The organism is Streptomyces purpurogeneiscleroticus, from assembly GCF_020024005.1.
GTDB lineage: Bacteria > Actinomycetota > Actinomycetes > Streptomycetales > Streptomycetaceae > Streptomyces > Streptomyces purpurogeneiscleroticus.
The window spans coordinates 1-14,670 of sequence record NZ_NHSG01000159.1; the positions used below are offsets into that span (position 1 = coordinate 1).

The window sequence follows — 14,670 nt, forward strand, 5'->3', positions numbered from 1 at the left end:
CTGTCGGTGGGTGCGGTACGCGTGGGGCGGGCGGGGCCGGCGTACCCGCCCCACTGCCCGTACGCCGGGCAGTGCGGCTCACCGTTCGGCGAGCAGCGCCTCCACCGCGCGTTTCGGCCGGTCCAGCAGCGTGCGGGCGGCTTGCTCGGCGGCGTCCGGGTCGCCCGAGGCGATCGCCTCCAGGACGGCGTGGTGGTCGCCGTGCAGGAGCTGCGGCATCTCCCGGTCGCCGAGTCCCGAGACCAGCGCCTCGCGCACCGAGCTGCTGAACCACTCGTACGTGGCGCTCAGCGCGGCGTTGTGCGCGGCGCCCACGACGGCTTGGTGGAACGCGACGTCGTGGTCCGCGTACCGCTCCAGGCTGCCCGGCAGGGGCTGGCCCTCGGCGTCCTCCAGCGCGCGCTGTGCGTCCAGCGCGGCCCGCATCCGCTCCAGGTCCGCCGGCTCGTGCCGCAGGGCCGCGAGACGGGCGGCCTCGGCCTCCAGCGCGATGCGTACTTCGAGGACGTCGCGCACACCCGACCGCTGCACGCCGCGCATGATCGCGGCGGGATCGGTGGCGGAGACGACGAACGTGCCCTCGCCCTGGCGGGAGCGCAGCATCCCGGCGTGTACGAGCACGCGTACGGCCTCGCGCACGGTGTTCCGCCCCACCTGGAGCTGCTCGGCGAGCGCGTGCTCCGTGGGAATGCGGTCGCCGACCTTCCACTCCCCGGCGCTCAGCTGGGCCCGGAGCGCGTCGACGACGGTGTCCACGAGTGACTGCCGCCCGGCGGCCTGCAACGCCATCCTGCTCCTCGGTCAGTGATCACTGGCAAACATTCGCCCGATTGCCCAGTCATCCTACAACTGACGCCACGCGGCAGTTGTCCACAGAAAACTGTGGACAACTGAGGGTCAGGCCGCGAGGAACCGCTCCAGTACCGCCGCGATGCCATCGTCCTCGTTGGACGTGGTGATCTCGTCGGCGACGGCCTTCAGCTCTTCGTGGGCGTTGGCCATGGCCACGCCGTGGGCGGCCCAGGCGAACATCGGGATGTCGTTCGGCATGTCGCCGAAGGCGATGGTGTCGGCGGCCTTGGCGCCCAGCCTGCGGGCCGCGAGGGAGAGGCCGGTGGCCTTGCTCAGGCCGAGGGGGAGCAGCTCGACGATCCCGGGGCCCGCCATGGTCACGCCGACCAGGTCGCCGACCACCTCGCGGGCGGTCGCGGCGAGCGCGTCGTCCGAGAGCTCGGGGTGCTGGAGGTAGACCTTGTTGATCGGGTCGGCCCAGAGATCGGCCGGGTTGTCGATCATGACGTTCGGCAGCGGGCCCTCGTGGACCCGGTAGCCCGGCGCCACCACTACGGCGCCGTCCAGCCCGTCCCGGCTCGCCGCCAGGTACAGCGGGCCGACCTCCGCCTCGATCTTGGCGACCGCCAGCCCGGCCAGCCGGCGGTCCAGTGTCACCGAGGTCAGCAGCCGGTTCTCGCCCGCGTGGTAGACCTGCGCGCCCTGCCCGCACACCGCGAGGCCCTGGTAGTCCAGGTCGGCCAGGATGTGCCGGGTCCAGGGGACCGCACGGCCGGTGACGACGATGTGCGCCGCGCCCGCCGCGGTGACCGCGGCGAGCGCCTCGCGGGTGCGCGCCGAGACGGTGTCGTCGGGACGCAGCAGCGTGCCGTCGAGGTCCGTCGCGACGAGCTTGTACGGGAAGGGGGAGGCCGGAGCGGGGGTGAGGGTCACTTGGAGACGGGCTCCAGGACCTCGCGGCCGCCCAGGTACGGGCGCAGCATCTCGGGGACGCGCACCGAGCCGTCCGCGAGCTGGTGGTTCTCGAAGATCGCCACGATCGTGCGCGGTACGGCGCAGAGCGTGCCGTTCAGCGTGGCCAGCGGCTGCACCTTCTTGCCGTCGCGCATCCGGACGGACAGGCGGCGGGCCTGGAACTCGTCGCAGTTCGAGGCGGAGGTCAGCTCGCGGTACTTGCCCTGGGTCGGGATCCACGCCTCGCAGTCGAACTTGCGCGAGGCGGAGGAGCCCAGGTCGCCCGTGGCGACGTCGATCACCTGGAAGGGCAGCTCAAGACCGGTCAGCCACTGCTTCTCCCAGTCCAGGAGCCGCTTGTGCTCGTTCTCGGCGTCGTCGGGCGCGACGTACGAGAACATCTCGACCTTGTCGAACTGGTGCACGCGGAAGATGCCGCGGGTGTCCTTGCCGTACGTGCCGGCCTCGCGGCGGAAGCACGGCGAGAAGCCGGCGTACCGCAGCGGCAGCTTGGCCGCGTCGACGATCTCGTCCATGTGGTACGCGGCGAGCGGGACCTCGGAGGTGCCGACCAGGTAGTAGTCGTCCTTCTCCAGGTGGTAGACGTTCTCCGCGGCCTGGCCGAGGAAGCCGGTGCCCTCCATGGCGCGCGGGCGGACCAGCGCGGGGGTCAGCATCGGCGTGAAGCCGGCCTCGGTGGCCTGCGCGATCGCGGCGTTGACCAGCGCGAGCTCCAGGAGCGCGCCGATGCCCGTCAGGTAGTAGAAGCGCGAGCCGGAGACCTTGGCGCCGCGCTCGACGTCGATCGCGCCGAGCAGTTCGCCGATCTCCAGGTGGTCCTTGGGCTCGAAGCCCTCGGCGCCGAAGTCGCGGATCGTGCCGTGCGTCTCCAGGACCGTGAAGTCCTCCTCGCCGCCCACGGGGACGTCGGGGTGGACCAGATTGCCCAGCTTCAGGAGCAGCGCCTGGGTCTCGTCCTTGGCCTCGTCCTGGGCGGCGTCGGCGGCCTTGACGGCGGCGGAGAGCTCGCCCGCCTTCTTCAGCAGCTCGGCCTTCTCGTCGCCGGTGGCCTTGGGGATGAGCTTGCCGAGCGACTTCTGCTCGGCACGCAGCTCGTCGAAGCGGACGCTGGAGGTCCTGCGCCGCTCGTCGGCGGAGAGGAGCGCGTCGACGAGCGCGACGTCCTCTCCACGGGCGCGCTGGGACGCGCGCACACGGTCGGGGTCCTCACGGAGCAGGCGAAGGTCAATCACCCCACCAGGCTACCGGGGCCGGACCGGGGCGCTCGACGCGATATTCCGCTGCGGGGCAATTTGTCCGGTTTAGAGTTGTTTATGTGGTGTTCTGGGAAGGCGGGGAATTGCGGGAAAGAATTCCCGCGGAGTGCCGGCCGTGAGTGCCGTTCGTTGTTGTCGGAGAGTGGCGCGGGGGTGTTTCCGGGGTGTTCCGGGAGTGTCCGCGACCCGTCGGGAAGGTGTCCCGGAGCGGTGTCCGGGCCTGCCCGAGCGGGGAGTTGGCGGGCTGTGCACAGCCACTTGTCCACAGCTTCGGCTCTCTTCAAAAAGTTATCCACAGGCTGTGCGTTGCCTCTGTGGAAGTCGGAAAGCGCAGGTCCGTTTCGTGAATCCCGGGCGAAGAAATCCTTGTTGAAACCCTGCTCGGGTACTCTTTCGTGTGGGATTTCCTCGCCCTAAAGGATTGTTCCCGGGAATTATGCTGACGGGCCCCGCAGTGGGTGGCTGTGCGTACCTGTGGATGGGTGTGGGGTCGGTAGGGCGATTTGTCGACTGTGCGACGCCCTGGAATCGACTTGTCCCCAGGTCGAGAACCGAGCCTGTGGATAACTCTGTGGACAAGCCTGTGGGCAACTTGGGGACAACTGAGGGCGGCCCGGAGCGCAGCCGCTCAGGCCCGCCCGTCCAGGCACCGGGTCAGCCAGTCCGTCGCCGCCATGAAGGCATCGTCGGCGGTCTCGGGGCGGACCTCGGCGGTGACCTCGTCCGCGCGCGGGTACGAGCCGAGGAAGCGCACGTCCCGGCAGATCCGCTTCAGACCCATCAGCACCTCGCCCACCCGCCGGTCGGTGATGTGCCCCTCGCAGTCCACGGAGAAGCAGTACTGACCGATGCCCTCGCCGGTCGGCCGGGACTCGATCCGCATCATGCTGACCCCGCGGCTGGCGAACTCCTGCAGCAGCTCCAGCAGCGCACCGGGGTGGTTCTCGCGCAGCCACAGCACGACCGAGGTCTTGTCGGCGCCCGTCCGGGCCGCCGGCCGCGCGGGCTTGCCCACCAGGACGAACCGGGTCGCCGCGTTCTGCGCGTCGTGGATGTCCGTGACCAGCGGTTCGAGGCCGTACGTGGCGGCCGCGAACTCACCGGCGAACGCCGCGTCGTACCGGCCCTCCTGCACCAGCCGCGCGCCGTCCGCGTTGGACGCCGCCGACTCCCACACCGACTCCGGCAGGTGCTCGCCGAGCCACTTGCGCACCTGGGCCTGGGCCGCGGGGTGCCCGGTCACGGTCTTCACGTCCGAGAGCGTCGTACCGGGCCGGGCCAGCAGCGCGAAGGCGATCGGCAGCAGCACCTCGCGGTAGATCATCAGGTGCCCGCCGGCGGCCAGTTCGTCGAGGGTGGTGGTGATGCCGCCCTCGACGGAGTTCTCGATCGGCACCAGCGCGCCGGCCGCCTCGCCCGCGCGGACGGCGTCCAGCGCGGCGGGCACGGACACCATCGGCACCAGCTCGCGGGTCGCCGCCTCGGGCAGTGTGCGCAGGGCGGCCTCGGTGAAGGTGCCCGCGGGTCCGAGGTACGTATAGCGGCTGGCCGACATCCGTGCACTCCTTCTCCGGGCTTCGCTGCTGTCCCGGGGGCTGGGGAACCTTTACCGTACTCGCCCGCGGAAGGGCCGCCCGCCGCCACCGTCGATCATCCGCCGAGCGCGGTCGACCGTAGACCGTAGACCGCCGCCGACCGCATACCGCCGACCGCCGCCGACCGCATACCGCCGACCGCGGTCGATCGCCGACCGTCGACCGTCGCCCGGTCACCCACCGTCGTCCGGTCACCCACCGTCGTCCGGTCACCCACCGTCGTCCGGTCACCCACCGTCGCCCGGGCGACCGCCGTACCTCGCGCCGCTCACCCCTCCAGCAACGCCTGCCCCACATACCCCGAAGGCTCCAGCGCCGGTACCGCGTACAGGCCGCTCGCCTCGTGGCGGAGGAACGGCGAGAGCGCGTCCCCTCTGTCCAGCTTGCGCTGGATCTGGGTGAAGGCGCGCAGTGGGTCGGCCTGCCAGGCCATGAAGAGCAGCCCGGCGTCCGGGGCACCGTCGTCGCGGAAGCCGTCGTGGTACGAGAACGGGCGGCGCAGCATCGCGGCGCCCTGGTTGGACTCGGGCGCGGCAATACGGGCGTGCGCGTCGGCCGGGATGACGGGGAAGCCGTCGGGCCCGTTCTTGGTGAGGTCCATCGGGGTGTGCTCGTCACCGCCGGTCAGCGGCGCCCCGTCGGACTTGCGGCGGCCGATGATCTTCTCCTGCTCGGTCCGGGACTTCTTCTCCCAGTCGTCCAGCAGCATCCGGATGCGGCGCACGACCACGTAGGAGCCGCCGCGCATCCACTGCTGGTCCGTGTCGCGCCCCACGAAGATCCGCTCGTCGAAGTCCGGGTCCGACGGCTTCGGATTGTTCGTGCCGTCGATCTGGCCCATGAGGTTGCGGGTGGTCATTGCGTGCGCCGTGGCGCCGGGGCTGCGGTTGAAGCCGTTCATCTGCCAGCGCAGCCGCGCGGTGTCGCCGGCCTCCTTCTGGAGCGTACGCAGCGCATGAAAGGCGACCAGTGCGTCATCGGCGCCGATCTGGACCCACAGGTCGCCGTTGCTGCGCTTCGGGTCGATCGCGTCGGCCGAGAAGTGCGGCAGCGGGTCCAGCTGCAGCGGGCGGCGTGCGCTCAGCCCGGTACGGCCGAAGAAGCTGTGGCCGAAGCCGAACGTGACGCTGAGGGAGGCGGGGCCGGCGTCCAGCGCCACCCCGGTGTCGTCGGCGGGCACCTCCCCGGCCATCAGCTTCTCGGCCAGCGCCGACCAGCGGCGCATCAGGGCGGCCGCGGCCTTGCGCCCGGCGCCCGGCGCCAGGTCGAAGGCGACGAGGTGGCAGCGGGCCTGCATCGCGGTGGTGATGCCGGCCTGCGGCGTACGGCGGTCGGCGCGGAAGGCGACCTCGGTGGCGCCGAGCGTACTGAGCGCGGGCGCGTCGTCCTGCGCCGCGGAGACGCCGAACGCGCCGCCCGCGCCGCCGACGACGAGCCCGGCCGCGCCGGCGGCGCCGACCGTACCGAGGAGGCGACGGCGGGAAAGCGTGGTGCTCGTCCCGTTCTCGCCGTCCGTCGTCGCCTCGGTGGTCTCGACTGCCTTGGTGCTGTTCTCGGTCATCAGCTGATCTTCACGTTCCTGGTCTCGGTCACCTGATCGATGTCGGAGGTGCGGACTACAAGGGAGAGCTGCCAGCTGCCCGCCGCCGGCAGCTGGACGTTCCGCGCTGTCCAGTGTCCGGTACCGGTGTGCTTCAGTGCGGCCGGGAGCGGGCCGAGGTTCTTCGTCTTGGAGGTGAACGACACCCGTACCTCGGGGACGTCCCGCGCGGTGCCGTCCGGGCCGGAGATCCGCAGGTGCAGATCGTTGGGCTGGCCGCTGCGCGCCGGGTCGAGGTCGAGCCGCGCGGTGCCCTTGCCCTTCGGGCCCAGCGTGTCGAACGGGATGGTCACGGAGACCGGCCGGGCGGCCGCGGCGAACTGGCCCGAGTCCTTCACCGCCTGCTCCGTACGGGCCGGCTCCGTGGACGTGAGCACGGTGGTCACGGCCAGCAGGACGACGGCGACGCAGCTCTCGGCGAGGACGGAGCGGCGCAGCCCGTACCGCACCGGATCGGCGTCCCGGACGCGCTTGCGCCGCGCGTCGGCGACAGCGGCCCGCTGCCGGGCGAGCTGCGCGGCACGCTCGGGGGAGTGCGCCGCGTCGGCCGTCTCCTCGGCGGCGGCCGAGGACACCGGTACGGGCTCGGGCGCGCCCTCCTGTGAGCCTTCCTGGGCCGGAATGCCGGCCGCGGCAGGCACGGCGTCCGCAACCGCCTCGCCCAGCCGCCCCGTCCACCGCCGCGACACCCACGCGACCCCGACGAGCACGACGACCAGGCCGACCTTGAGCAGCAGCAGCTGCCCGTACGAGGTGTCGGTGAGGGCACGCCAGGTACCGACCTGGCGCCAGGACTGGTAGACGCCGGTGGCGACCAGGACGAGTACGGCCCCGAAGGCGAGCCGCGAGAAGCGGCGGACGGCCGCCCCGTCGACGGTGGCCGGGTCGCGGTAGAGGGTGACCAGCAGGGTGGTCAGGCCGCCGAGCCAGCCGGCCACGGCCAGCAGGTGCACGACGTCGACGGGCATCGCGACGGCGGTCTGCAGGCCGGTGGAGGCGTGCTCGGCCATCGCCCAGGTCGCGGCGAGGCCCGCTGCGACGACCGTGCCGCCGACGCCCAGCCCGAAGGCCAGGTCCTTGCGGCGCTTGTCGTCGCCCTGCTCGCCGGCCCGGGCGTACGCGCCGAAGAGGACGGCCATGAAGAGGGCGGCCGCGGCGAGCAGCAGCAGCCGGGAGACCAGCGCCGCGCCGGGCTTGGTCCCCAGTACTTCCTTGAGACCGCCGAGGTCGAAGGCGTCGGCGAGATCGCCGGACCCCGTATACGGGGCGCGCAGCAGGAGCAGCACGATCGTGGCGGCGGTGAGCGTCGCCCAGCTCAGGACGACCAGCCGCTGCACCGGACGGCTGCGCGCCGCCTCGGGACGGCACGCCAGTACGAAGCACGCACCGCCCACGAGCAGCGCGAACGCCGCGTACGCCACGTACCGCCCGATGCCGTACAGCGCGCCGACCAGCCCGCCCCCGGCCTCCTGTTCGGGCACCACGGCGGCGGACTTCGAGGGCGCGCCGACGGAGAACGTGAACGCGCCGGAGACCGGGTGGCTGTCGGCGGAGACGGCCTGCCAGGCGACGGTGTAGGTGCCGTCGGGGAGGCCGGGCGGCAGTCCCGTGCCGTACTTGACGGTGCTGCCGCTGCACAGGTCGAGCAGCTTGCCGCGGTCGACGCGCTTGCCCTTGGGGTCCAGTACGCGGATGGAGTCGTCGCCCATCGCGACGCCCTCGGAGAAGGAGAGCGTGACCTGCGGGGGCGCCTTCTGCACCACCGCTCCCTGCGCCGGCGAGCTGCCGGTCAGCGCGGCGTGCGCGGACGCCGGCGCGGCGCCGCCCAGCAGGACGCCGAGCAGCGCGGCGGCGAGGACCAGCAGGCGCAGGGCGGCGGTCCGGGCCGGGGGCGTGGCGCGGCGGCCGCGGTACGGCACGGCGCGCAGGCCGGCGCGGGGAACGGTGAGCGGCATGGCGGTTCTCCCCCTACTGGTGCCCGGCGTGCTGCGGGTCGTAGTTGGTGGCCTTGACAGGCAGTACGGCCTTGATCGGCTTCGCCTTGCCGAAGTGCAGCTCAACGGAGACCTTGTCGCCGTTCTCGGGCTTCTTCTTCAGCGCCATGAACATCAGGTGGTTGCCGCCGCGGGAGAGCTTCAGCTCGCCGTGCGCGGGGATGTTCAGCGACTTGACCTGCTCCATCTTGGCGCCGACGGTCCGGTGGATCGTCACGTCGTCGGAGATGTCGCTGGTGACGGAGGTCAGCTTGTCGGCGGTGTCCCCGGAGTTCTTGATGACGAGGAAGCCGCCGGCCATGTCCTTCATGACGGGCTGCGGCATGTAGGCGCCGGAGACCTTCAGCGCGGGCGCGCTGTCCCCGCCGCAGCCGGCGAGGGCGAGTCCGGCGGTGGCGGCGAGCGCGGCGGCGAATGCGGTACGGCGGTTCACGGGTTCTGCCCCTTGATGATCTTGGGAAGTGCGCGGGCGTAGTCCTCGGGCCCCGCGTCCTTCATGCCGAGCCAGTGGATCCTGTCGTCCTTCGGGGAGGCCATCAGCACCTGCAGCCCGTGGTCGACGAGGATGTCGCCGTTCTTCTTCTCGACCGGCTTGGAGACGCCGACGTTCACGGCCGAGGCGGCTCCCTGGATGGTGGCGAAGTCGCCGGTCAGGCCGACGATGTCGGCGCCGAAACCGTTCAGCCAGGACTTCAGCCGCTCCGGGGTGTCCCGCTTCGGGTCGGTCGTGACGAAGACGATCCGCAGCTTCTTCTGCTCCGCCTTCGGCAGCTGCTTGCGCGCCACGTCGATGTTGCCCATGACGGCCGGGCAGGCGTCGGGGCAGTGGGTGTAACCGAAGTAGATCAGCGTCGGCCGCCCCTTGGTCTCCTTGATCAGGTCGTATTTCTTGCCGTCGCTGTCCGTGAGGACGAGATCCGGCTTCTCCATCGGCTGGTCGAGCGTGACGACCGGCTTCGACTGGGCGCCGGAGACGCTGGCGGCGGGGGCGCCTTCGTCACCGCCGCTGTCGCTGCCGCAGGCCGTGAGGGTGAGGGCCGCGGCCGCCACGAGGGCGGCGGCGAGCTTGGGTGTTCTGCGCATTGTTCAGTGATATCCCGTAGATCCGTTGTGGGTGCCGGCCGGGCGCACCGCCCCGGCGTCCCGGGGCCGCTGGGGCTCGCGGGGCTCGCCGGGGGGCGCGCCGTGCCGTGCCGGTCGGCACGGTCTTGAGTACGACTGGTTCAGGTCCGTCCGGCCGGTTCCGGCAGGTTCGGGTCCGGCCGGTTCAGGTCCGGCCCGTTCAGGTGGTGCGGCGGCGGCCGGCGAAGACGCCGAAGCCGACACCGATGACGCCGACCACGATGCCGATCACGCCCAGCACGCGGGCGGTGTTGTCGGTGCTGTCGGCGGCGGTGGTCGTGCTGCTCTTCCCGGCGTCCGCGCCGCTCTCGCCGGCCTTGGCGTCCTTGGCGCCCGCGGTGTCCGTACCGCCGCCCTGCTCAGCGGCGCCCGCGTCGACGAGCTCCAGGACCGGCGCGGGGTTCTCGGGCTCCGGCGCGCCCTTCTTCGGGGCCTCGATCCAGCGCACGACCTCCTTGTTGTCGTACGTCTGCAGCGCCTTGAAGACGAGCTGATCGGCGTCCTCGGGGAGGGCGCCGATCGAGACCGGGAACTGCTGGAACTGGCCGGGCTCGATCCTGCCGCCGCTCCAGGTGATCCTGGTGACCGCTTCCGTGAGCTTCTCGCCGTGAGACTCGACCGGCTTGTCCAGCTTCTCCTTGGTGACCTTCACGTCCCAGCCGGGCACCGGCTGCGGCATCGCGGATGCCAGCGGGTGGTCGGCGGGCAGGTCGACCTCCACCTTCACGGTCGAGGCGTCGTCCCGCTCGTTGGGGACCTTGAAGTCGACGGTCGCGTAGTCGCCCTTGGCGGCCTGCCCCGGCTGGATGGTGACGTGCGCGAACGCGGGGCCCGCGAGCAGCAGGACGGCGCCCGCGGCGGCGCCGCCGACGACGGGAAGGCGGCGCAGGACGGTACGGCGCCGGGAGGGGGCAGCGGCCGGGCTGTTGCTCGGCAGGGTGTTGTCCGACATGGGGGGACACTCCTCAGGCAGGAGGGAAGGGGCTGATGGGTGGCGCGCGTGCGGCGACGGCACGTCAGCCCGCCCGGACCGGGTCCGGGGTCCCGCCCTGCGGGCATGCGTGAGCTGCGTGTGACGTCAGGCCGCGAGGGCGAAGCGGGGCGGTCCCCGCCTGACGACACTGTGCTGGAGCGCGAGCTCTTCGGGCCGGGCTTTGTCATGCCCGTACGAAACGGAGGCGCGCGGAGTACTGTCCGCGGCGCCCAGGAGGCCGGCGCACAGCGCGCACATGAGGCGCAGCGCGGTACGCAGCGCGCCCAGCAACGCGGTCGTCACGGCCGTCGCGGCCTCCCGCGCGGCCGGCGCGGACAGCCGTACCAGCCGCCACAGCGCGGCCTCGCCGCGGCGCAGCAGCCAGCCGGCGGCCAGCGCCGCGAGCAGGTGCCCGAGCAGCATGGGCAGCGAGGGCAGCAGCCCGGCGAGGGAACCGAAGTCGAAGTGGTGCAGGGCGGCGGAGAGTCCGGAGCCGGTACCGCCACCGCTCCCGCTGTGCCCGGCCATGTCGTGCCCGGCCATGCCGTGCGCCGCGTGGGCGGCCGCGCCGGACCCCATCCCGGCCCCGGCGAGGATCTCCCGGGCCTCTGCCGCGTCCAGCCGCCCGGTGCCGAACCCGCAGGTCATCTGGCGGGCGAGCCCGATCGCCGCGCGATCGCTCAGCCCCCGCGTGCCATCGGCAGGCAGCTGTACCGCCATGCCGCGCTGTCCGACCATGAAGAGCGCGTGCAGCGCGAGCTGTCCGAAGGCGAGGGCGACGGCGATGCCCGGCAGCGTGCGTTCGCGGCCGGCGAGGGGGACGGCGACGGCCAGTACGCCGACGCAGCCCGCGCCCAGCGTCCACAGCGGGACGGTGGCGCAGGAACCGATCATGTGTCCCGCGGCGGCCAGCGCGACGCAGGCCGCGGTGAACACCGCGGCCCTGAGCAACCGCAGATCGGCCGCGGCGCGCCCCTCGGGAGTATGCATGGCGGCCGCCATCATCCCACTGCGCGTACCGGACGCATACGGCAGGGCGGGCGGTCCCGGACAGGACGGCGGACGACCGGGGCGCTCGGAACGGGGTACCCGCCGGGGTATTCGGTACCCAGAGGGGTACAGGAAGAAGAGCGAGTGCGCGCGGCCGTCCAGAGGCCGTAGCCGATTCCGGACATTCCGGCGCTCCGCCGAGCGGGCGATCCGGCGGTGGCTACGGGCATCCAGACGGCGGTGCCGCCCGCGCTTTCGCTCGGGTGTTCCCGACTGCCTGTGCTCCGACAAACAGTAGAAAGATGCAAACGGTCTTAGACGGACAGTAAGCGGTTTCAAACGGTCACCCGATGCGGGGTGCACTTGCCCCGTGACCAGGGCGGTCGGCACGACAGCGCCCCGCGCGCCCGGAGAACCCGCGGAAGATCGGCCGGAGTCCGGCTACCGCAATTGCAGGGGCGCACGCAGGGGCGCGCCCACGGGCCTTTTACACCGGTACGCTCAATGGCCGCGTCCGCCGAATGGGCGGAGTCACGTCAAACCCACGCTTACCGACCATGGAGCGCGGCAATACGTATCGATATGTCGAGCCGCGGCCAGGAGGCTGGAGCGATGAGCATCTGGTGGTCCCTCCATCTTCGGCGGGAGGCAGCGAGCGTGCCGCTCGCGCGCCGGCTGCTGCTGGGGACGATGGAGACCGCGGGTGTCGACCCGGACGTCTGTTACGACCTCTCGCTCGCCCTCTCCGAAGCCTGCGCGAACGCCGTCGAGCACGGCGACGGCGCCGCCGAGGAGTACCGCGTCACGGCCTTCATCGACGGCGACACGTGCCGCATCGAGGTCACGGACTCCGGCCCCGGATTCCAGGACCGGCCCTCGGGCCCCGGACCCCACCACGACCGCTCGCCGCGGACGGAGCCCGCAGTGCCCCGACGCCACGCCCCCGCCCCCGCCCAGGCCGAGCACGGACGGGGGCTCTTCTTGATCGAGGCCCTCACCGACCAGGTCCGCTACCGCAACCGGACGGGCCGCCGGGGCGCGGTGGTCAGCTTCGACAAGATCCTCAAGTGGCGAGAGGGCGCGCTGCTCCAGATGCCGTGACGTTTCGTCAGACCCGGCGAAGGCCGCGACGGCCGCGACGGCAGAGAGACGGCTTCCCGCAATGCCCTGACCAGGCATCCCGTAGTGATCTACGCTGAACTCCCGTGCCGTACAAGGCAGCAGGCGGGAGGGGGACCCGATGAACGGGGGACAGGGCGGCGGCAACAACGCCCGGGCCATGGGCCAGGGCCGCGTCTACCAGGCGTCCGGCGATCAGCACATCATCGAACACCACTACCACGGCTCCGAGGGCGGCGGCCCGGGCGGCGGCGGTCGCGAGTGGTCCGGCCTGGACTCCGTCCGCTGGCCGTCCGTGGGCCGCGCACCATCCGTCCTGCGCGACCGCACGGAACTGATGGACCGCCTCCGTGCTTCGGTCGGCCCGGACTCTCCGGGCGGCCAGGTCTACGTCCTCCACGGCCTCGGCGGCTGCGGCAAAACAGCCGTCGCCTACACCCTCTTCCAGTACGCGACGGGCCCCGCGGGCCGCATCGGTCTCTGGGTCAACGCTTCCGACACGGCGTCCCTCCGCACGGGCATGCTCGCGGTCGCGGCCGACCGGGGTGCGGGCGAAGGCGAACTGACGGCAGCCCGCAGCGGTCTCCGCGCCGCGGCCGACCTGGTCTGGGACCACCTCGACCGCTCCGACCGCCCCTGGCTCCTAGTACTCGACAATGCGGACGACCCCGCGGTCCTCCGGGACGGCGGCTGGCTCCGCACAAGCCCCCGAGGCACGGTCCTGGTCACCACCCGCCAGGCGGCCCGCCACTGGTGGCCGGGCGCCGAACTGCTGCAACTGGGCGTACTGCCGCGCGAGGACGCGGCCCGCGTCCTGTGCGACCTCGCCCCCGAGGCCGGCACGGAAGAGGAGGCCGCCGAGGTGGCCGACCGCCTCGGCCGGCTGCCCCTGGCCCTGACCCTGGCGGGCGGCTTCCTGGCCCACCAGGTCATCGACCCCTGGACGATGGCGCAGTACAGCCGCAACCTGGACGGCGGCGAAGGTACCGACCCGATCGACCTCCTCGACCAAGGAGCGCCGGCCTCCGGGGGCGGCGACTCCCGCCACCTGGTGAGCAGCACCTGGCAGTTCTCCCTCACCGCCCTCGAACGCCAGGGCCTGCCGGAGTCCGTCACCCTGCTCCGCCTCCTGTCCTGCTGGTCGAACGACCCCCTCCCCCTCTCCGTCCTCTCCGGCGTGGACATGGCCGCCGACCTCCCGCCCCACCGCGTCGAGGTGTCCCTCCGCGGCCTCCTGGACCAGTCCCTGACCGAACTGGTCCAGGGCGGGGTGCGCTGCCTTCGTACCCACGGCGTGCTCCTGGACAGCGTCGCCCGCGGCATCCCGCCCGAGCAGCGCGAGGCCCTCGCCGCCACGGCCGCCGGCCGGCTGCTGAAGGTCCTGCCGGAAGTCCCCCAGCGTGGCGAGCCGGATCCCCGCACCACCCTCCTCGTACCGCACGCGATCGCGCTCCTGCGCCGGGTCGCGGCATGGCCGGAGGTGAGCCGGCCGACCGTCGAGGCGGTCGCCGAATCGCTGTTGCGGCTGGTGACGGCTCTGCACCGGGCGGGTGACTACGCGCCCGCGCTGACGGTGGCCCAGGAGGCGGTGGAACGGGCGACGCGCCGGCTAGGTGCGGACGACCCCACCCTCATGCGGCTCCGGGAGCGTACGGGCCGGGCACTCTTCCGCCTCGGCCGCTTCGAGGAGTCGGAGGCGCTGCACCAACAGGTGCTCGCCGACCGCGAGCGCGTCCTCGGCCCCGATGCGCCGGACACCCTCAGCAGCTGCATGGCACTGGCTTACCCGCTCCAGCCCCTCGACCGGATTCCCGAGGCCATGGCGTTCGTCCGCCGCGCGGTGGCCGGCCGGACCGAGGTACTGGGCCCCGACCACCCCCTGACACTCCTGGCCCGTGCCTTCCTCCTGGACGTACCGACCGGACCCGAGCTCGCATCGGAGGCCGACCACGCCACGGCCCTGGTCGCGGACTGTCACCGGGTCCTCGGCCCCGACCACGCCATCACCGCGTCCTGCGAGGCGTCCTGTGCCCGCGGCCTGTTCTACGCCGGCCGTCCCCACGAGGCCCTTCCCGCCGCCCGCAGCGCCGTCGCGCTCGCCGAACGCCTCTACGGCCCGGACTACTGGCTCACTCTGAACACCCGCTCCCTCCTCAGCTCCGTACTCGACGCACTCGGCGAATCGGCCGAGGCGATCGAACACGGCGAGGCCGTCGTCGCAGGCCGCGCCCGGACACTCGGCCCCACCCACCCG

At 72.4% G+C, this 14,670-nt stretch carries 12 protein-coding genes; 2 read left to right on the forward strand and 10 right to left on the reverse strand.

Features of this window, described 5'->3' with window-relative positions:
• Positions 1-78 precede the first annotated feature (78 nt).
• The 10 genes from CCS38_RS09100 to CCS38_RS09145 all read right to left on the reverse strand — a co-directional run bounded on the left by CCS38_RS09100 (position 79) and on the right by CCS38_RS09145 (position 11,297).
• A complete protein-coding gene (locus tag CCS38_RS09100) occupies positions 79-789 on the reverse strand; it encodes a FadR/GntR family transcriptional regulator (protein ID WP_223732690.1) in 711 nt (236 codons plus the stop codon).
• A gap of 108 nt (positions 790-897) precedes the next feature.
• Positions 898-1,725: an HAD family hydrolase gene (locus CCS38_RS09105; protein WP_223732691.1), complete on the reverse strand. Its 828-nt coding sequence runs from the start codon at positions 1,723-1,725 to the stop codon at positions 898-900.
• Positions 1,722-2,999 carry a serine--tRNA ligase gene (gene serS / locus CCS38_RS09110; RefSeq protein ID WP_223732692.1) on the reverse strand — a complete coding sequence of 426 codons (1,278 nt, stop codon included), beginning with the start codon at positions 2,997-2,999 and terminating at the stop codon, positions 1,722-1,724. Before serS ends, CCS38_RS09105 begins: the two co-directional genes overlap by 4 nt.
• 652 nt (positions 3,000-3,651) lie before the next feature.
• A complete protein-coding gene (pheA, locus tag CCS38_RS09115) occupies positions 3,652-4,578 on the reverse strand; it encodes a prephenate dehydratase (RefSeq protein WP_223732693.1) in 927 nt (308 codons plus the stop codon).
• A 308-nt stretch (positions 4,579-4,886) separates the two neighbouring features.
• Complete coding sequence (gene efeB, locus CCS38_RS09120) at positions 4,887-6,179, reverse strand: iron uptake transporter deferrochelatase/peroxidase subunit (protein WP_223732694.1); 1,293 nt, start codon at positions 6,177-6,179, stop codon at positions 4,887-4,889.
• Positions 6,179-8,173: a copper resistance CopC/CopD family protein gene (locus CCS38_RS09125; protein WP_223732695.1), complete on the reverse strand. Its 1,995-nt coding sequence runs from the start codon at positions 8,171-8,173 to the stop codon at positions 6,179-6,181. The genes efeB and CCS38_RS09125 overlap by 1 nt, the downstream gene beginning before the upstream one ends.
• Before the next feature lie 13 nt (positions 8,174-8,186).
• Positions 8,187-8,645 carry a copper chaperone PCu(A)C gene (locus CCS38_RS09130; protein ID WP_223732696.1) on the reverse strand — a complete coding sequence of 153 codons (459 nt, stop codon included), beginning with the start codon at positions 8,643-8,645 and terminating at the stop codon, positions 8,187-8,189.
• Positions 8,642-9,295 carry an SCO family protein gene (locus CCS38_RS09135; protein ID WP_223732697.1) on the reverse strand — a complete coding sequence of 218 codons (654 nt, stop codon included), beginning with the start codon at positions 9,293-9,295 and terminating at the stop codon, positions 8,642-8,644. Before CCS38_RS09135 ends, CCS38_RS09130 begins: the two co-directional genes overlap by 4 nt.
• A 199-nt stretch (positions 9,296-9,494) precedes the next feature.
• Positions 9,495-10,286: a YcnI family copper-binding membrane protein gene (locus CCS38_RS09140; protein ID WP_223732698.1), complete on the reverse strand. Its 792-nt coding sequence runs from the start codon at positions 10,284-10,286 to the stop codon at positions 9,495-9,497.
• Between the two features lie 126 nt (positions 10,287-10,412).
• Positions 10,413-11,297: a hypothetical protein gene (locus tag CCS38_RS09145; protein ID WP_223732699.1), complete on the reverse strand. Its 885-nt coding sequence runs from the start codon at positions 11,295-11,297 to the stop codon at positions 10,413-10,415.
• A gap of 612 nt (positions 11,298-11,909) precedes the next feature.
• Here CCS38_RS09145 and CCS38_RS09150 point away from each other — a divergent pair.
• Both CCS38_RS09150 and CCS38_RS09155 read left to right on the forward strand, forming a co-directional pair.
• Complete coding sequence (locus CCS38_RS09150) at positions 11,910-12,398, forward strand: ATP-binding protein (protein WP_223732700.1); 489 nt, start codon at positions 11,910-11,912, stop codon at positions 12,396-12,398.
• A 139-nt stretch (positions 12,399-12,537) separates the two neighbouring features.
• Positions 12,538-14,670: tetratricopeptide repeat protein (locus tag CCS38_RS09155; RefSeq protein ID WP_223732701.1), on the forward strand; the 2,133-nt coding region annotated here is incomplete at its 3' end.